The following is a 17629-nucleotide window of genomic DNA, read 5'->3' on the forward strand; positions in this document are numbered from 1 at the left end:
TTGTCTGGAGCCGAGTTAGTTACTTCATTGCTTTGACTTGTTTAGCGGGCAGCCAATTCGGGCATAGCGCCTTCGATCTGTTCGTAAACGGCCGTGCAGATGTCGTCCATTGCAATCATGAAGAAGGTCTTGGCTGCTTTTTCATTTGGATGATACGGATCCTTCACCTTGCCAGACTTCGAAAGACGAAAATACGTCTTGTTCCCCTGGTTTGCGGCAACCGTCTCGGGGGTTGCTCCTTCAACAAAGCTGCATTGGCTACCCGTTTCTGCAAAGGCGCGTTTCACATTCGCTTGCGCTTTGAGGCGCAGATCGGTGATCTTTTTTGAATAACTCGGCGCTGTTGTCATGAAGATGCAGGGAATGCCCGCAGGCAATTGCGCATTCATCTTCTCCACATCTTCTACTGCCTTTTTATAGCTGGTCGCCCAACGTTTTGCGGAGTTTCCCAAGAACGATAGAAGTATCAGCTTGGGTTCGTAGTAGCCGGGGCGGAACATCGTCTGAAATGCAGACATGTCCATCTTGCAAAACTGGTAGGCATCCCCTCGGCCGATTTGCTTGTACTTGTTTCCCGTCGTGTTGATGAAGCCGTAGGTGCCCGCGTTGACTTTCCACTTGGGATCAACGTCACAGATCGCGCCTTTGGCCTTGCCCATCTTGGCGGTCCACGAGTGCAGAGACGTCGAACGCACACCGATGACAGCAACCTTCATATCCGCCAGCACTTCCAAGTTAGCAGCCTGCTTCCGGGTTGGTGGGCAGTGGGTTTTGATGTTTTCGAAAAATTCGAGAAAGGCCGGGCCGGAGCCAAAGGGGATTTGACTGTCGCCAAGGATGACAATCGATGGCGACACAAAGTCAGAAGGTTGTGCAGAAATCTGGACAGGCAGGGCTATCGTGAACGCCAAGGCAAGTGTGCGAAATAGTGTCATGGCGACATTCAACGCCAAAACAACGCCACATGACATGAAAAACCCCATGAGCATCGCAATTCGTCGCTGGGAGACCAGCCCGTGTCGAAAAGCACCGGAAGTTGCCGCCTCCCTCTTGCTACACCCGGTGGGATGTTGAAGGTGGTCCCATGAAAGGGCGGAGGTGCGTATGCGCTTTTCAGGGCTGAAAGTGTTGACCGAAGGGTTGACCGGCAACAAAGGCTGGGGACCGCATTGGCGCAGCCCTGAGCCGAAGTCCGAATACGATATTGTGCTGATTGGGGGTGGTGGCCACGGTCTGGCCACAGCTCACTACCTGGCCAAAATACACGGTTTGACCAACGTTGCTGTACTCGAAAAAGGGTATCTTGGTGGCGGGAATGTCGGTCGGAATACGACAATTGTTCGTGCCAACTACATGCTACCCGGCAACTCCGAATTCTATTCCCATTCTCTGAAGCTGTGGGAAGGGTTGGAAGAAGACCTGAACTACAATGTCATGCACTCGCAGCGCGGTATCATCAACCTCGTCCATTCGGATGGGCAGCGCGATGCATTTGTTCGCCGAGCCAATTCGATGTGCGGGCAGGGGGATGACGGTGCGATGCTGGACCGGGCAGGGGTAGAAAAACTGTTGCCGTTCCTGGATTTCGACCAGACCCGCTTTCCGATCTATGGTGGTCTATATCACAGGCGTGGCGGCACAGCTCGGCATGACGCGGTTGCTTGGGGGTTTGCGCGCTCGGCCAGCGACCGCGGTGTCGATCTGATCCAGCAATGCGAAGTGACCGGCATTGACGTCGTCAACGGGGTCGTCAAAGGGGTCCAGACCACAAAGGGGCCAATCCGGGCCAAGAAAGTCGGCATGGTTGCCGCTGGGCGCTCCAGCCAAGTCGCTGCCATGGCCGGACTGCGCCTTCCCATTGAAAGCCATGTGCTGCAGGCCTTTGTCACGGAAGGGCTAAAACCCTGTCTGGATCACGTCGTCACCTATGGCATGGGACATTTCTACATCAGCCAGTCGGACAAGGGCGGTCTCGTGTTTGGGGGTGATCTTGATATGTACGCAAGCTATGCCGCCCGCGGGAACCTGCCGCTGGTCGAGCATGTGGCCGAAGCGGCGATGACACTGATGCCGGCGATTGGCAAGGCCAAGGTGCTGCGCAGTTGGGGTGGTGTTATGGACATGTCGCCCGATGGTTCTTTCATCATCGACAAGACGGATATCGAAGGGCTCTTCGTCAATACCGGTTGGTGTTACGGGGGGTTCAAGGCGACACCCGCCTCCGGTCACACTTTTGCACATCTGCTTGCCACAGGCCGTCCGCACCCGACCACCGTACGCCACCGCCTTGACCGCTTCCGTACAGGGCGCGGCATCATGGATGAAGAGGCGACTGGGTCACAGCATAATCTGCACTAAGGGAGGGTGAGATGACAGGAGCCTCCGGTGGGGATTTTTTTGAAACAGGGATGGGGTCGAATGAGCGCCCCAATGGAGACGTCTGATGCGGCTGCAATGTCCGATTTGCGGAGAGCGTGACCGGCGCGAGTTCTACTACCAAGGGGCTGCGGTCATGCTGGATCGACCCGCGCCGGATGCAGGCGAGGCAGCATGGGACAACTATCTGCATCTGCGCGAGAACCCCGCAGGGGAACTCGACGAATTATGGAGCCATGATGCAGGCTGTGGCGCATGGCTCAGGGTGACGCGCAACGTTTCGACGCACGAAATCAAAGCCGTCGTGTTGGCACGGGAGGTCAAGCGATGAGGGTTGATGGCAAAGGGCTGATCGACCGATCGCAATCGGTTTCGTTTCGTTTTGATGGCCACGTCTATCGCGGGCTTGCAGGGGACACTCTGGCGTCGGCTTTGTTGGCCAATGACGTGCGACACGTGGCGCGGTCTTTCAAGTATCACCGCCCACGCGGCATCCTCACCGCCGGATCAGAGGAACCCAATGCGTTGATGACCATCGGGCGCGGGGCGGCAATCGACCCGAACGTCCGCGCCACGGTGCAGGAGCTCTATGATGGGTTGGAGGCGCGCAGCCAGAATGCGTGGCCTTCGTTGGCATTTGATCTGCTCAGTGTGAATGATCTTGCTGCGCCATTTCTGGGTGCGGGTTTCTACTACAAGACCTTTATGTGGCCGAAGGTATTCTGGGAAAAGGTCTATGAACCCTTCATCCGCCGTGCCGCAGGCTTGGGTGCATTGGGTGGAGAAAAAGACGCTGATCACTATGAAAAGGCGTATGCGTTCTGTGACATATTGGTGATCGGTGCGGGGCCTGCGGGCCTGATGGCTGCGTGGACTGCGGCGCAAGCCGGAGCGCACGTGATCCTCGCGGACGAGGATAGCTTGATGGGCGGCCGCCTCAATGCGGAAACTCTCGCAGTGGGCGGCAGGCCGGGTACCGAATGGGCAGCTGACATGATCGCCAAACTGGCAGCGATGGACAATGTCCAGCTCATGCCGCGAACAACGATTACGGGTGCGCATGACGGCGGCACATTTGGCGCCCTCGAGCGCGTCTCGCATCACATGAAGGATGTGCCCCGCGGCAGGGTCAAAGAAACCTTCTGGCGTATCGTTGCCAAGCGCTCGGTACTGGCCGCAGGGGCCATCGAGCGTCACATCGCTTTTCAGAACAATGACCGCCCCGGTATCATGGCTGCGGGCGCAGTGCGCATCTATCTTAATCGCTTTGGAGTTAGCCCAGGAAAGGCAGTGACCGTCTTTGCCAACAACGACGACGCGCATCGCACCGCCATGGACCTGCAGGAGGCAGGCGTTCACGTCGCTGCCGTTATTGACAGCCGTGCAGATGCGGTGGCCTTGGGGGACTACCGCCTGATGAGCGGTGCAATCGTCTCGGGTGCTTATGGGCGCCGTGGGCTTGATGCCATTAACGTCCAGACAACCTCTGGCACAGAAAAGATTGCCACTGATTGTCTTGCGGTGTCGGGCGGGTGGAACCCGACTGTGCACCTCACCTGTCACATGAATGGTCGGCCCACATGGCGTGACGACATTGCCAGCTTCGTACCGACGGCCGGTGCAATCCCGGGGATGGAAACGGCAGGGGCGTGCAATGGTACTTTTTCGACGGCGAACTGCCTGACTGAAGGCGTTGAGGCAGCCAAAAGGAGCCTTGAAACGCTTGGCTTGACGCCCGTCGACACTGATCTGCCCGATGCTGACGACAGCGCCTATGCCATTGACCCGCTCTGGGCCGTGCCTGGCAAAGGTCGCGCGTGGCTCGATTTCCAGAACGATGTGAGTGTGAAGGACGTCAAGCAGGCCGCGCAAGAGAACTTCACCTCCGTCGAGCATATGAAACGCTACACGACCCAAGGCATGGCGACCGATCAGGGTAAGAATTCCAACGTCGCGGCGCTCGCCCTTCTCGCGGATGCAACGGGCCGCGGCATCCCCGAAACAGGCACGACGACATTCCGCCCTCCCTACAGCCCCGTGGCGCTCGCAGCGCTGGGCGCCGGGGCGCAAGGCAAAGGGTTCGCGCCGGAACGCAAGACCACCAGCCACGCGGCCACCGTCGCTGCGGGTGCTCCGATGATCGAGGCAGGGCTCTGGTACCGCCCGTCCTACTATCCGCTCCCGGACGAAAAGACATGGCGCCAATCCTGCGACCGTGAAGTGGGTTGTGTCCGAAACGCGGTGGGCATCTGTGATGTTAGCACGCTGGGCAAGATCGACATTCAGGGGCCAGACGCCGCGCAGCTGCTCGACTTTGTCTACACCAACATGTTCTCAACCCTGAAAGAGAACCGCGTGCGCTATGGACTCATGCTGCGCGAGGACGGGTTCGTCATGGATGACGGCACCACCGCGCGGCTGGGGCCAAACCACTATGTGATGACCACCACCACGGCTGCGGCCGGGCAGGTCATGCGACACCTCGAATTCGTGACCCAAGCCCTGCAACCCGCGTGGGACGTGCGCATCATGTCGGTCACCGAACAGTGGGCGCAGTTTGCCGTGGCCGGGCCGAAGGCGCGTGAGCTGTTGAACGGGCTGCTCGATCAACCCATCGACGACGATACATGGCCCTTCATGTCCTGCGGTCCGGTGGATTTGCAGGGGGTCATGGGGCGGCTCTTCCGCATCTCATTCTCGGGCGAACATGCCTATGAAATCGCGGTGCCGTCCCGATATGGCGACAGCCTGTTCCGGCTTCTGGTGGCAAGGGCCGAGGCACTGGGTGGGGGCGCGTACGGCATGGAGGCGTTGAATGTCCTGCGCATCGAAAAAGGATTCATTACCCACGCCGAGATTGATGGCCGTGTGACGGCTCAGGATATCGGGATGGAACGTATGCTGTCGAAGAAAAAGGATTTCATCGGGGCAACCATGGCGCGGCGGCCCGGACTGATCGAAGAGGGACGCGAACAGCTGGTTGGTCTGAAACCCGTGGGACCTGTCAAACAGCTGACAGCAGGCGCACATATCTACACCGATGGGGAAGACCCCGGGCGCGCGCATGATCAGGGCTATGTCACGTCAGTGGGCTTTTCCCCGACCCTGGGACATTTCATGGGGCTTGGATTTGTGCGGGATGGGCTGACCCGGCATGGTGACGTGCTGAACTTGGTGGATCACGTGCGTGGGATTCAGACGCGGGTGGAGCTCTGTGATCCGGTGTTCTTTGATCCAGTGGGAGGGCGCACACGTGGCTGAGCTGATTGCAAAAACACCGCTGGATGACATGGCGCCGCTCACAATCGGTACCGTTACGCTGGCCGAGGTCGATTTGGGCATTCTGACTTCGATCGCGCCCTATGCCGATGCAAAGATTGCCGAACCCTTCAAGGCGGCACATAGCATGCCGTGGCCCGCCCCGAACCGGGCTACGGGCAAGGCAGGTGCGCGTGCCATCTGGTTCGGGCGCGACATGGTTCTCTTGGCGGGTCCAAAGCTTGATCCGGCACTTGCAGATCATGCCGCGCTGACGGATCAGTCTGATGCCTGGGCGGCAGTCACGCTGTCCGGGGACGATGTCGAGAGTGTTTTGGCCCGCCTCGTTCCGCTTGACCTGTCAGCTGCACAGTTCAAGCGTGGGCATACAGCGCGCAGTCAAATCCAACACATGGCCGGGTCGATCACCCGCATCGGTAATGACACATTCCTTCTCATGGTGTTCCGGTCCATGGCAGGCACGCTCTTACACGATCTGGAAAGGGCCATGGCAAGCGTCGCGGCACGGCGATAAAAACGTTGAAACTGATTCCCTAGTGACCGGAGCCATCCATGATCCGTTTTGCCGTTGTCGCCGCCTTCGCAATGTCTGCAGCCCCTGCCTTTGCCCAAGACAGCAAAGAGGAAAGCTGTGGCTACCAGGCTCAGGTGGTTGGTGCGATCCAGCAAGCCCGCCTTGATCGGGTCAAAGAGCGCGACGTGCAGGATCACATTCTCGCTCAGGACCCTGAATGGCCCGCGCAATACAACAACGCGATCCCTCTAATCACACCGTGGGTCTATGAACAGAAGCGCCGCGTGCTGCGCAATGAAAGCTTGTCGGATGCCTGGAGCGAGCTTTGCTTGCAGCAGTGACTCGACTCCCGGGGCCACAGAACCAATATTAAGGGCATGAGCCTGCCCCCCGGATTTCTTGATGAATTGCGCACACGCCTGTCTCTCGGGCAGGTCGTTGGGCGCAAGGTTATGTGGGATGCGCGCAAGTCCAATCAGGGCAAGGGTGATCTATGGGCGCCATGCCCGTTCCACCATGAAAAGACCGCCAGCTTTCACGTCGATGATCGCAAGGGCTACTACTATTGCTTTGGCTGCCACGCCAAGGGCGATGCGATCTCCTTTGTTCGAGAGACGGAGAATGTGGGCTTCATGGAAGCGGTCGAAATTCTGGCAGGCGAGGCGGGTATGCCCATGCCCGAACGCGATCCGCGGGCGCAGGAAAAGGCCGACAAACGCACGCAACTTGCCGATGTCATGGAAATGGCCGTCCAGCACTTTCGCCTGCAACTCAAAACCGGCGTGGCCGGTCCGGCGCGTGACTATCTCGAACGGCGTGGCCTTGATCCGGCAGCGCAAGACAGGTGGGAGATCGGCTTCGCGCCTGACGCGTGGCAAGGCTTGTGGGACGCGCTCAAGGGCAAGGGGATCGAAGATGATCTGATCCTTGACGCGGGCCTTGCCAAGCCAAGCCAGAAGAGTGGCAAGCCTTATGACACCTTCCGGGGTCGCATCATGTTCCCGATCCGCGATGCGCGTGGGCGCTGCATCGCATTTGGCGGGCGAGCGATGGACCCGAACGACAATGCTAAGTACCTGAACTCACCCGAGACGGAGCTATTTGATAAGGGGCGCAGCCTCTACAATCATGGACCGGCAAGGACGGCGGCGGGCAAGGGTCAGCCTCTGATCGTGGCCGAAGGCTACATGGATGTGATTGCGTTAGCGGAGCATGGGTTTGGCGCGTCTGTAGCACCTTTGGGCACAGCCGTGACCGAAAACCAGCTTGCGATGCTCTGGCGCATCGCAGACGAGCCGATCATCGCACTGGACGGGGATAAGGCGGGCGTACGGGCGGCGATGCGTCTGATTGATCTTGCATTGCCAATGCTGGAGGCCGGAAAGTCCCTGCGCTTCGCGCTCATGCCCGACGGGCAAGACCCCGATGATCTGCTCAAGGCCCAAGGCGCTCCGGCTCTCCAAAAGCTGCTAGATGCGGCGATGCCAATGGTTCAATTGCTTTGGCAACGTGAGACCGAGGGCAAAACGTTCGACAGCCCTGAACGCAAGGCGGCGCTGGACAAAGCGTTGCGTGACAAGATCAAACTGATCCAGGACCCATCGATCCGCCAGCACTATGGTCAGGCAATCAAAGACATGCGCTGGCAGCTCTTCCGCCCGCAACGTGGGGGCAGCGGGCAAAAGCGCAACTGGCAACCCGGGCGTGGCTGGCAAGCAGCACCGGTGCCGATGCCCAGCACCAAAACATCCGTGCTCGCGTCGGGCGATGCTCAGGTCACGGATCATCTGCGAGAAAAGGTGATCCTTGCTGCGCTGATATGCACGCCCGAAGTGGCTGAAAACTTTGAAAGCGGGCTGGAGAGCCTCGCCTGCGCCGATCCGGACCATGCCGTATTGCGTGACCTGATTCTTCAACACGGGCATGCCGGTACCGAGGTGTTGCGTGAAAAGATTTTCAACGCACTGGGGCCGGAAGCCCTTGATAACCTGCTCACTTCACGCCATGTGGCAATTGTCCCATGTATCCGCACACCCGGCGATGCCGACATGGCCCGCATGACCGTGGCCGAAGAGCTCGCAAAACTCAGCGCGGCGAAGGGACTGGATGCCGAGATCGCGGATGCGGTGCAGGACCTGGAAGGTGTGGCTGATGAAGGCGTGACATGGCGCCTCAGCCAAGCGGCTCAAGCCGCAGCTCAGGCCAGCCGCAGCGGGAAAGAAGATGATTCGGAATATGAGACGGGCGACAACGGTGCCCGAATCAGTCGCAGTGAGCGGGACGCTTTTGCGGCGCTCATGGACCAGATCAGCTTCTCAAAACGCCGCAACTGATGCGATTTGGTCTCAAAACATAAAGAAAATGCACGTACATGGGTGGCCGAATCACCCAAAGCACTAAATGTTCCTGGGAGTGATTCGCGGGGACGAATCACCAAGGAGCCCCGATAAAGGAGCCCAGTATGGCCGCAAAAGACACGAACGAAGACGCCAAGACCGAGGACCAGGACAGCGCCCACTCGCTGGACATGAGCCAGGCCGCCGTCAAAAAGATGATCTCGGAAGCCCGTGAAAAGGGTTACATCACTTATGATCAGCTCAATACTGTGCTGCCACCTGATCAGGTAAGCTCTGAGCAGATCGAAGATGTGATGTCGATGTTGTCCGAGATGGGCATCAACATCATCGAAGACGAAGAGGCCGAAGAGGAAGAGCAAAAAGGCTCGACCGAGGTCACGACCACCGAAGGCACCCGCGACCTGACGCTGGGCGCAACGGGCCAGGAAAAACTCGACCGTACCGATGATCCCGTGCGCATGTACCTGCGCGAGATGGGCAGTGTCGAACTGTTGTCCCGCGAGGGCGAGATTGCCATCGCCAAACGGATTGAAGCCGGCCGGAACACCATGATTGCGGGGCTGTGCGAAAGCCCACTTACCTTCCAGGCGATCACCATCTGGCGCGACGAACTTCTCGGCGAAGAAATTCTGCTGCGCGATGTGATCGACCTCGAAGCCACCTTTGGCAACCAGATGGGCGAAGATGGCGAGGAGGTGTCTGAACCTGTTGTCGACACCAGTGCCAAGCCCGAGGAAAAGGCGGATGCCGGGCCTGAGCTTGACGCCGACGGCAACCCCATCGCCAAAGACGACGACGATGATGAAGACGAACAGGCCAACATGTCGCTTGCAGCGATGGAGGCTGCGCTCAAGCCTCAGGTGTTGGAAGCGCTGGAAGTCATTGCACATGATTATTCCCTGCTGTCCGAAATGCAGGACAGCCGGATCTCGGCAACGCTGAACGAAGACGGTTCGTTCAGCAAAGGCGACGAAGAGACCTATCAGAAACTGCGGGCCGAGATTGTTCTGTTGGTGAATGAACTGCACCTGCACAACAACCGGATCGAGGCGCTGATTGACCAGCTATACGGCATCAACCGCCGGATTATGCAGATCGACAGTTCCATCGTGAAGCTTGCCGACCAGGCGCGGATCAACCGCAAGGAATTCGTGGATGCCTATCGCGGGCGTGAGCTGGATCCCAACTGGCTGGATGAGATGGGCGAAAAGTCCGGTCGCGGCTGGCAGATGTTCATCGAACGCTCGGCTGAGAAGGTTGAAGAGCTGCGCGCGGACATGGCGCAAGTTGGCCAATATGTCGGCCTCGATATTTCTGAATTCCGCCGCATCGTGCAGCAGGTTCAGAAGGGCGAAAAAGAAGCCCGTCAGGCCAAGAAAGAGATGGTCGAGGCCAACCTGCGCCTCGTGATCTCGATCGCCAAGAAGTACACGAACCGCGGCCTGCAATTCCTCGACCTGATCCAGGAAGGGAACATTGGGCTTATGAAGGCGGTCGACAAGTTCGAATACCGCCGTGGCTACAAGTTCTCGACCTACGCCACGTGGTGGATCCGGCAGGCGATCACCCGGTCCATCGCGGATCAGGCGCGCACCATCCGTATCCCCGTGCACATGATCGAAACGATCAACAAGCTGGTCCGTACGGGCCGACAGATGCTGCACGAGATCGGTCGCGAACCCACGCCCGAAGAACTGGCCGAAAAGCTGCAAATGCCACTCGAAAAAGTGCGCAAGGTGATGAAAATCGCCAAGGAGCCGATTTCGCTTGAGACCCCCATAGGGGACGAGGAAGACAGCCAGCTTGGCGATTTCATCGAGGACAAGAATGCCGTGCTGCCCTTGGACAGTGCCATTCAGGAAAACCTCAAGGAAACAACCACACGCGTCCTTGCCTCGCTTACGCCTCGAGAGGAACGGGTGCTGCGCATGCGCTTTGGTATCGGCATGAACACCGATCACACCCTCGAAGAAGTGGGCCAGCAGTTCAGCGTGACTCGCGAACGGATCCGCCAGATTGAAGCCAAGGCGCTGCGCAAGCTCAAACACCCAAGCCGCAGCCGCAAACTGCGCAGCTTCCTCGATCAGTGAGGGGGCTATCCGCCGCTCTTGCGCTGGTGTTGACCCCCGGGTTGGCAGCGGCGCAATGCGGCGGTCAGGACGTTGTTCTGAATTGCCAGATCGGAAGTAAATCTCTCACGGTCTGCGTGGGTGACGGTCAGGCCACATATGCTTTCGGTCCTACAGGATCACCGGAATTGTCCCTGACTCGTTCCTTGGGTCAGGTGCAAGCTACGCCCTGGCCCGGCGTCGGTCGTTCGATCTGGGAGGACATCACCTTCGAAAACATCGGCACGCGCTACACGGCTTGGATTTCTGTAGATCGCATGACCGAGGATTTTCTCGCAACAGGCGGCGTGATCGTTGCGCGGGGTGATCAAAAACTGGCCGATCTGGACTGCAATACGGGGACGGCAGAGGTCGGCGTTTTTGCCATCGCGGATGCCATGCAAGCGGCAGGCTATTGCGTGGATCGCAACAGCGGGCTCTATACAAGCGCGGCCTGCACCGACTGAGATCGCCGAAATGCAAACAACCCTCGAAATCGCCACGTACGGTCAGGGCTTGTACGAATTCACCCGAGACGTGAATGATTGGTGCGATGGTGATGGCCTGCTGACCCTCTTCGTGCAGCACACTTCCTGTTCCCTGCTGATTCAGGAAAATGCCGACCCAGAGGTCCAGACTGACCTGCGTAACTTCTTTGCGCGCCTTGTGCCGCCCGGGACGGACCCGTCCATGTCCTACCTGACCCACACCTACGAGGGACCGGACGACATGCCCGCGCATATAAAGGCGGCGTTGCTGCCGGTTAGCCTGCAAATTCCGGTGCAGTACGGACAACCACAATTGGGAACTTGGCAAGGGATCTATCTGTTCGAGCACCGAGATGCGCCTCACCATCGCCGGGTCATTGCGCACCTAAGCCGCGCATGACCTAAGGTGATTTGGGGTCAGGTTTTCGCTGGTCTATACTGACCGCGCAAAGCGGAGAAGCACCATGCGCCGGCGGACCCTGATCCTGATCTTTCTCGCCATCCTGCTACCCACCACTGTGCTGGCACAACGGTTTCTCCTGCGCGAAATCATGATCATTCCTGTGCGCCCCATCGACACTCACACATTCGAAGTGGTCGAAAACGACGGCGCGGGCGGAACCCAAATGTGGTGTGCCGCAGGAAAATACGTGCGCGATTACCTTCGGCAGCGCGGAGGCAGCATCACTGTACTCACCCCGCGGGCGTCCTCCGTCGCGTACCCCGGTCGCAAGAGCGTGATTTTCACCACGCAGCCCGTCGAAAGCAGCATCAGCTTGACTTCGCAGGGCGTGCGCACCGCAGGTCAGACTTTCAGCACAACCCATGCGCACGCTCTTTGCCGATCCGATTATGAACTGTACATCAAAGTGCGTGTGCTTGTGCCCTGACCTCTTAGGTAAGGCCCAGAGACACGCATGGCGCAGTTTGTCTCGTCGAAAAGCGGCGTAGATGTGCCGCCCTCTCTGAGCCTCTGTTGGCGTACGTGCTCATCGGAACTCAGGCAAGGGGCTCCCGACAGTTAACATAGTCGTCTCTGCAAGGTGATTTCCATTTCAGCCTGCGCTTCCTACATGCTTTGGGTAAAGGAGATATCCGATGTTCAAACCTATTGCCCTTGCTATTGCCGTAACACTGCCAACGTTAGGACATGCGCAGGATTTCGCACGCCGCGAAAGATTCACCATCCCGGTCAATCAGATCGACAGCTCAACGTTTGAGGTGATCGAGGCTGACGCCGCTGGCGGCACGCAAATGTGGTGTGCTGCTGGAATTTATGCCCGCAATGTATTGGGTTTGCGTGGAGGCGACCTGTACATCGCGCAAGGACGGACCGACGCCCAGACAGAACCAGGGCGCAAAGGCGTGACATTCAGCACGCAGGCAGTCCCGAATGCTTTCTCATCCGTCAGCCAGGGTGTGCGTCGTACTGGCAAAGTGTTTTCCATGGCCCACGCCTATGCACTCTGCCGCAACCTGCCATTCCTGAGGGTGCAAACCTCGTCCAACCAGCTTGTACGTCGCTAACAGGGCACCGCTCATGTAGCGGTGTCATTTCCCCTCTACCCAAAACCTAGACAAGCGCCTATAGTTTCGCGGAACGGGGGAAAACCCCCACTACAGGCGGGACTAAAACGAGGGGATGGGCGATGCGCTGTCCGTTTTGCGGCAATATCGACACACAGGTAAAAGACAGTCGACCAGCGGAGGATCACGTTTCGATCCGCCGCAGGCGCTTTTGCCCGGCATGCGGTGGACGATTCACCACCTATGAGCGCGTACAACTGCGTGATCTGGTGGTTATCAAATCCAACGGCAAACGCGAGGACTTTGATCGCGACAAGCTCGAACGCTCCATCCGCATCTCGATGCAGAAACGACCCATTGATCCTGAACGCATCGATCAGATGATCTCAGGCATCGTGCGGCGGCTGGAAAGCATGGGCGAGACCGACATTCAGTCCAAACAGATCGGTGAGATCGTGATGGAAGCGCTCAATCGCATCGACACGGTTGCTTATGTCCGCTTTGCCAGCGTTTACAAGAACTTCCAGGCGGCGGACGACTTTGACAAGTTCGTGGCAGAGCTGCGACCAGATACCCCGTCAGGCGAGTGAGTAAAGCGGAGGATATCCGCTTTATGTCACTGGCGCTGTGCCTCGGGCGGCGCGGAATGGGGCAAACGGCCCCAAACCCGGCCGTGGGCTGCGTCATCGTCAAGAACGGACGTATCGTAGGGCGGGGCTGGACACAGCCCGGCGGCAGACCCCACGCGGAAACCGAGGCGCTTGCGCAGGCGGGTAACGATGCAGCGGGCGCCACAGCCTATGTCACCCTCGAACCTTGCGCCCATCACGGTAAGACGCCCCCTTGCGCCGAGGCGCTCGTGGTTGCTGGCATCCGCCGCGCCGTGATCGCCATGCGCGACAGCGACACGCGGGTGGACGGGCAGGGCATCGCGATCCTGCAAGCAGCGGGTATCGAGGTGACCACCGGCATCTGCGAGGCCGAGGCCGAGGCTGATCATATCGGCTTCACCCTACGCATCGAACAGGGCCGTCCGTTCGTGACGTTGAAACTCGCCAGCAGTTTCGACGGGCGTATCGCCACCGGCACAGGTGAAAGCCAATGGATCACTGGGCCGCAAGCGCGCAGGTATGTTCACGCCATGCGTGCGCGGCACGACGCGGTGATGGTTGGCGGCGGCACTGCGCGGCATGACGACCCGTCCATGACGGTGCGCGGCTTCGGCGATGTGCCGCAGCCCGCCCGTGTGGTGGTGTCACGCAGGCTGGACCTGCCGCTCATGTCCACATTGGCCCGCACGGCCAAGGACGTGCCCGTGATCCTGTGCCACGGGCGCGACGCTGACCCGATGCTTCAGGACACATGGCGCGATCTGGGCGCAACCTTGCTGCCGTGCGGCACATCCGGTGCTCAGCTTGATCCGCGGGACATTTTGCAGCAACTGGGCAGTCATGGCACCACCCGCGTGTTCTGCGAAGGCGGCGGCGCACTTGCCGCGTCGCTGATTGACGCGGACCTGGTGGACGAACTTGTCGGCTTCACGGCCGGGTTGGTGATCGGTGCCGAAGGGTTGCCGAACATCGGTGCACTGGGGCTGGAAACGCTCGCCGCCGCGCAGCGCTACACCCTGAAATCAGTGTCCCGGATGGGGCCGGATGTGTGCCACAGATGGGCGCGCGTCTAACGCCACAGATGCGCGCGACTGGCCAGCAGGCCCTGCAGCTTTGACAGCACCCTGTTGGCAAATCCCGGGTTTGGCAAAGATCCGCTGCGCAGCCGGTCGACAACGACTTCAACCGGGCAGGCAGTGCCGGTCACGGGGTCGAAATAGCGCGGATAGTCAATCAGGGTGGCATGGACCAAACCGCTGAGAGGAATGTCCTCGCGCCGCCTTGGCGGCACATCGCCAAGATCCTCTGTCAGTCCCCAACCGGCATAGAAGGGCGCACCCGTTGTCACGACGCGCACCCCACGCAACAGCGCCTCGAAACCGGTCAGCGATGTCATGGTCCACAACTCGTCCACGCGCACCAACAGGGCCCCGATGTCGGCCTGTGTGGCAACCACATCAGCCAGCGCACCAGCGTCGCAGGCACCCTCACGCAGACCGGCCTCCACATCCGGGTGGGGCTTGTAGATCAGGATGTCGTCTGGCCGCGCGGCCCGCGCGGCCTCAAGCAGTGCTGCATTGGTGCACAACTGACCGGCCCCCAACCGTATTGAGGCATCATCCTCGACTTGCCCGACCACCAGAATACGCCGCCCAGCGGGCAAGTCTGGTACGTCACCCGACAAGTTGTATTTGCTCAAACCCTCCTCGGTCAGACTGCGTATCAGCCGTTCCACGCGCTGCGTCTGGTCCGGTCGCAAGCTGCGGCGTGTGCGGATCAAATGCTCCAACCGGCTGAGGCGCGCAGGGTCATAGTAAATCCCCAGGTCATCCGTGACCAAGGACAGCGGCGGGATCAACTCGGCGCCCAAACCACGCGAGCGCAGGAAGCCATCCTCGACCCGAACTGCATCCTCGTGACCCACATCCGCCTTGCCCGCCCACACCATCCAGGGGCGGTCCATCGCACGGGCACGACCGGGATCATCCTGAAAGCGCACGGGCACATAGCGACCAAAGGCATTCTGCAACGGCCGCCGCTTCCACAGCCGCATGCCGCTGGCGACCCACCCCTGATGGTCAGCACGCCACGCGCGCGTCTCTGCGGCCAACGCTTCCATCGTTGTGGCAAGGTCGCACAAACAATCACGGTGCGGATCGTACCATGTCGGGTAGAGCATCATGGCCCCCGTGAACAGTTGTGCACGGGTCAGCGTGCGCTGGCGGCGCTGCACAGGAAATTCATCCGCAGTCAGCCCCCAACCCGCATAGAAGGGCTGACCGAACACACGCGGTTTGTGGCCCGCGATGATCGCCTCGAACCCCAACCCGGACGACACGGTGTAGACGGCCACCGCCCCCTCCATCAGGGTCCATGGGCTGACCGGGTGCAAAAAAAGCGATACGCGATCGTTGCAATCATCCGGGCTGAAATATCCCTCGCGTAAACCCTGTACAGTTTCCGGATGCGTCTTGATCAGGATGCGTGCGCCGGGGTGCTCATCCTGCGCGACAAACAGCATTTCGAGAAACCGGTTCCGATCAGCCCCGCAGGCCGTCACCGATGCGTCACCTCGCGTCTGGTCGATCACCAGGACATAACCAGGATCAGGCACAGCGGCGCTGGGATCAAAGCCGGTGTATTTGCTCAGATGTGCCTCCTGCATCCGCGCCATTGCCCCGCGTGCAATGTTCAGGATGGCCGTATCGTCCAGTGGATCTGTGGCCAAGATCTCTTCGAGGTCGGACGGGCAGGATGGATCAAAATGCACCCCCCTGTGATCGACCAGAAGCCCCATTGGTGGACTGCCCGCACGACCGGGTAGGACAGAGCGCAAGAACGCATCCTCAACCCGCACTAGGTTGGCATCGCGCCGGTTAGCGACGGTTTCGCCTCGGTGGGCTGTTGGCGAGTTACCCCAAACACCCACCATCCCGTCGGGCTGGGGCAGACCAAGCGAGATGTCGTAGCCTGCAAGCTCGACAATACGCCGTACACGCCCTCGGGCCAGGAAGCCGCCATTGTAAACGTAAAGCCGCCGGGCCTTTTCGGGTCCGGCGGCGGAGTCGTTTGACCGTGTCATCGGTGTCAGTTGCCGGTCACACCATTGGCAAGCGTGTTGACGCTTGTGACCGGTGTCGTGATCGACGTGATGATCTTGGCGAACTGGGTGTACGGCGCTTCGGTGACATACAGCGTGTCGCCGTCGCGGATCACGAAATCACGGGCCTGGAACATGCCGTTGGGCTGCGTGAGGTCTAGCACATATACCAACCGCTGCGCACCGATCAGGTCATCGCGGCCCAGTACAACATTGGCGACTTCAGCAGGCTCGTTTCGGAACACGAAGATGCCCGTCGGGTCCGAGGTGTTCGTTTGCAACCCGCCCACTTGCGCAAGGGCCTCAAGCGCACTGAGTGTCTGGCTTTCAAACGGCACGCGTGCCTGTCCGCCGGTTGCGCCCAGAGCAGTAAAGGCGCGGGTGTCTTCTTCGACCAGCACGCGGTCCCCGCCGCGCAGGGCGATGTCCAGTTCGGGATGGTCATAGATGTCCTGAAACCACACTTGGCTGCGCATACCGCCGCGAATAATTGTGACGCGCGCAATCTCGGGCACGATGGTCACGCCACCGGCGCGGGCTAGCATGGTAGACAAGGTGCGTGTAGGCCGTTCAATGGCGTAGACACCCTGTGCGCCCACCGAGCCGATCAGCGAGACGGTGGATCCATCACCGGCAACCCGGCGGACCTGAACCTGTGGGTCGGGCGTTTGATCTTCGAGTTTCGTGGTGATGATCCGACGAATAGCGTCCGGTGTGTTGCCGGCGGCGCGGATTCTGCCCGCATATGGGACGAAGATGAAACCGGCACCGTCAACCTGCACTTCTTCCAAGATGGTTGAATTCAGGGATTCCCCGGCCAGCAGACCATCGTCAACGTTTTCCCAGATGGTCAGGCCCAGAACGTCGCCCGGTTGGATTGTGTCCGATCCCAGAACGCCTGCATTCCGAAACGAGTCCGAAAAACCGAGAGCGGGGGTGACAGCGGTGGCTTCGGTCACTCGGTCATTGACCGACACGACGAACGCATCGCCCTCACGCTGGACCGAGCCCGAGAAAATCTGACGTTTGTTCGGGCCAATCTGCGGCAACCCGCAAGAGGCCAGAATCCCCAAAAGGGCCAACGACGCAGCCACGCGCGCCCAGCGGAACGGTTGGAAAATCACTGCTCGGTCTCCTCGACCTATTCTTGTTCTGCCTCGAGTGCAGGTTGATCCGCACTCATTTTTTGTATGTCGCGACGGTTTTCCGCCGCTGATTTGTCGTCAAGCTACCGGAGTCCGTTAGTAAAATCTAGCCATAGGGGTTGTG

Annotated in this window: 16 protein-coding genes; 13 read left to right on the forward strand and 3 right to left on the reverse strand. The window is 59.6% G+C overall.

Annotated features, from left to right (window positions below; genetic code table 11):
* Nucleotides 1–41: 41 nt before the first annotated feature.
* A complete protein-coding gene (locus AC6RA8_RS05675; protein WP_500351151.1) occupies nt 42–935 on the reverse strand; it encodes an SGNH/GDSL hydrolase family protein in 894 nt (297 codons plus the stop codon).
* Between the two features lie 169 nt (nt 936–1104).
* Between AC6RA8_RS05675 and AC6RA8_RS05680 the strand changes: the two genes are divergently transcribed.
* The 13 genes from AC6RA8_RS05680 to ribD all read left to right on the forward strand — a co-directional run bounded on the left by AC6RA8_RS05680 (nt 1105) and on the right by ribD (nt 14333).
* Nucleotides 1105–2358: a sarcosine oxidase subunit beta family protein gene (locus tag AC6RA8_RS05680; protein WP_500351152.1), complete on the forward strand. Its 1254-nt coding sequence runs from the start codon at nt 1105–1107 to the stop codon at nt 2356–2358.
* 85 nt (nt 2359–2443) lie between these two features.
* Entirely contained in the window at nt 2444–2707 is a 264-nt protein-coding gene (locus AC6RA8_RS05685) for a sarcosine oxidase subunit delta (protein ID WP_500351153.1), read from the forward strand.
* Complete coding sequence (locus tag AC6RA8_RS05690; protein WP_500351154.1) at nt 2704–5637, forward strand: sarcosine oxidase subunit alpha family protein; 2934 nt, start codon at nt 2704–2706, stop codon at nt 5635–5637. Before AC6RA8_RS05685 ends, AC6RA8_RS05690 begins: the two co-directional genes overlap by 4 nt.
* A complete protein-coding gene (locus tag AC6RA8_RS05695) occupies nt 5630–6169 on the forward strand; it encodes a sarcosine oxidase subunit gamma (RefSeq protein ID WP_500351155.1) in 540 nt (179 codons plus the stop codon). Before AC6RA8_RS05690 ends, AC6RA8_RS05695 begins: the two co-directional genes overlap by 8 nt.
* 38 nt (nt 6170–6207) lie before the next feature.
* Nucleotides 6208–6510: a hypothetical protein gene (locus AC6RA8_RS05700; RefSeq protein ID WP_500351156.1), complete on the forward strand. Its 303-nt coding sequence runs from the start codon at nt 6208–6210 to the stop codon at nt 6508–6510.
* Between the two features lie 36 nt (nt 6511–6546).
* Nucleotides 6547–8502, forward strand: coding sequence for a DNA primase (gene dnaG, locus AC6RA8_RS05705; protein ID WP_500351157.1), 1956 nt, complete (start codon nt 6547–6549; stop codon nt 8500–8502).
* 128 nt (nt 8503–8630) lie between these two features.
* Nucleotides 8631–10616, forward strand: coding sequence for an RNA polymerase sigma factor RpoD (rpoD, locus tag AC6RA8_RS05710; protein ID WP_500351158.1), 1986 nt, complete (start codon nt 8631–8633; stop codon nt 10614–10616).
* On the forward strand, nt 10613–11101 hold the full coding sequence (locus AC6RA8_RS05715; protein ID WP_500351159.1) for a hypothetical protein: 489 nt from the start codon (nt 10613–10615) through the stop codon (nt 11099–11101). The genes rpoD and AC6RA8_RS05715 overlap by 4 nt, the downstream gene beginning before the upstream one ends.
* Nucleotides 11102–11111: 10 nt before the next feature.
* Nucleotides 11112–11522 carry a secondary thiamine-phosphate synthase enzyme YjbQ gene (locus AC6RA8_RS05720; protein ID WP_500351160.1) on the forward strand — a complete coding sequence of 137 codons (411 nt, stop codon included), beginning with the start codon at nt 11112–11114 and terminating at the stop codon, nt 11520–11522.
* A gap of 64 nt (nt 11523–11586) precedes the next feature.
* Nucleotides 11587–12012 carry a hypothetical protein gene (locus AC6RA8_RS05725; protein WP_500351161.1) on the forward strand — a complete coding sequence of 142 codons (426 nt, stop codon included), beginning with the start codon at nt 11587–11589 and terminating at the stop codon, nt 12010–12012.
* A gap of 208 nt (nt 12013–12220) precedes the next feature.
* Nucleotides 12221–12649 carry a hypothetical protein gene (locus AC6RA8_RS05730; protein ID WP_500351162.1) on the forward strand — a complete coding sequence of 143 codons (429 nt, stop codon included), beginning with the start codon at nt 12221–12223 and terminating at the stop codon, nt 12647–12649.
* Between the two features lie 122 nt (nt 12650–12771).
* The gene (nrdR, locus tag AC6RA8_RS05735; RefSeq protein ID WP_500351163.1) at nt 12772–13239 is read left to right on the forward strand and encodes a transcriptional regulator NrdR; all 468 of its coding nucleotides are present in this window, start codon (nt 12772–12774) and stop codon (nt 13237–13239) included.
* Complete coding sequence (gene ribD / locus AC6RA8_RS05740; protein WP_500351164.1) at nt 13236–14333, forward strand: bifunctional diaminohydroxyphosphoribosylaminopyrimidine deaminase/5-amino-6-(5-phosphoribosylamino)uracil reductase RibD; 1098 nt, start codon at nt 13236–13238, stop codon at nt 14331–14333. The genes nrdR and ribD overlap by 4 nt, the downstream gene beginning before the upstream one ends.
* Here the strand turns inward: ribD and AC6RA8_RS05745 are convergent.
* Both AC6RA8_RS05745 and AC6RA8_RS05750 read right to left on the reverse strand, forming a co-directional pair.
* A complete protein-coding gene (locus AC6RA8_RS05745) occupies nt 14330–16342 on the reverse strand; it encodes a capsule polysaccharide biogenesis protein (protein WP_500351165.1) in 2013 nt (670 codons plus the stop codon). The two genes, ribD and AC6RA8_RS05745, sit on opposite strands and share 4 nt — an antisense overlap.
* 5 nt (nt 16343–16347) lie before the next feature.
* Nucleotides 16348–17484, reverse strand: coding sequence for a polysaccharide biosynthesis/export family protein (locus AC6RA8_RS05750; RefSeq protein WP_500351166.1), 1137 nt, complete (start codon nt 17482–17484; stop codon nt 16348–16350).
* Nucleotides 17485–17629: the final 145 nt, after the last annotated feature.

Source organism: Tateyamaria sp. (genome assembly GCF_059783535.1).

Bases quoted from the DNA above. Each gene is read 5' to 3' on its own strand.
- AC6RA8_RS05675 (WP_500351151.1), bottom strand. From the start codon at position 935: ATGACACTATTTCGCACACTTGCCTTGGCGTTCACGATAGCCCTGCCT.
- AC6RA8_RS05680 (WP_500351152.1), top strand. From the start codon at position 1,105: ATGCGCTTTTCAGGGCTGAAAGTGTTGACCGAAGGGTTGACCGGCAAC.
- AC6RA8_RS05685 (WP_500351153.1), top strand. From the start codon at position 2,444: ATGCGGCTGCAATGTCCGATTTGCGGAGAGCGTGACCGGCGCGAGTTC.
- AC6RA8_RS05690 (WP_500351154.1), top strand. From the start codon at position 2,704: ATGAGGGTTGATGGCAAAGGGCTGATCGACCGATCGCAATCGGTTTCG.
- AC6RA8_RS05700 (WP_500351156.1), top strand. From the start codon at position 6,208: ATGATCCGTTTTGCCGTTGTCGCCGCCTTCGCAATGTCTGCAGCCCCT.
- dnaG (WP_500351157.1), top strand. From the start codon at position 6,547: ATGAGCCTGCCCCCCGGATTTCTTGATGAATTGCGCACACGCCTGTCT.
- rpoD (WP_500351158.1), top strand. From the start codon at position 8,631: ATGGCCGCAAAAGACACGAACGAAGACGCCAAGACCGAGGACCAGGAC.
- AC6RA8_RS05720 (WP_500351160.1), top strand. From the start codon at position 11,112: ATGCAAACAACCCTCGAAATCGCCACGTACGGTCAGGGCTTGTACGAA.
- AC6RA8_RS05725 (WP_500351161.1), top strand. From the start codon at position 11,587: ATGCGCCGGCGGACCCTGATCCTGATCTTTCTCGCCATCCTGCTACCC.
- AC6RA8_RS05730 (WP_500351162.1), top strand. From the start codon at position 12,221: ATGTTCAAACCTATTGCCCTTGCTATTGCCGTAACACTGCCAACGTTA.
- nrdR (WP_500351163.1), top strand. From the start codon at position 12,772: ATGCGCTGTCCGTTTTGCGGCAATATCGACACACAGGTAAAAGACAGT.
- AC6RA8_RS05745 (WP_500351165.1), bottom strand. From the start codon at position 16,342: ATGACACGGTCAAACGACTCCGCCGCCGGACCCGAAAAGGCCCGGCGG.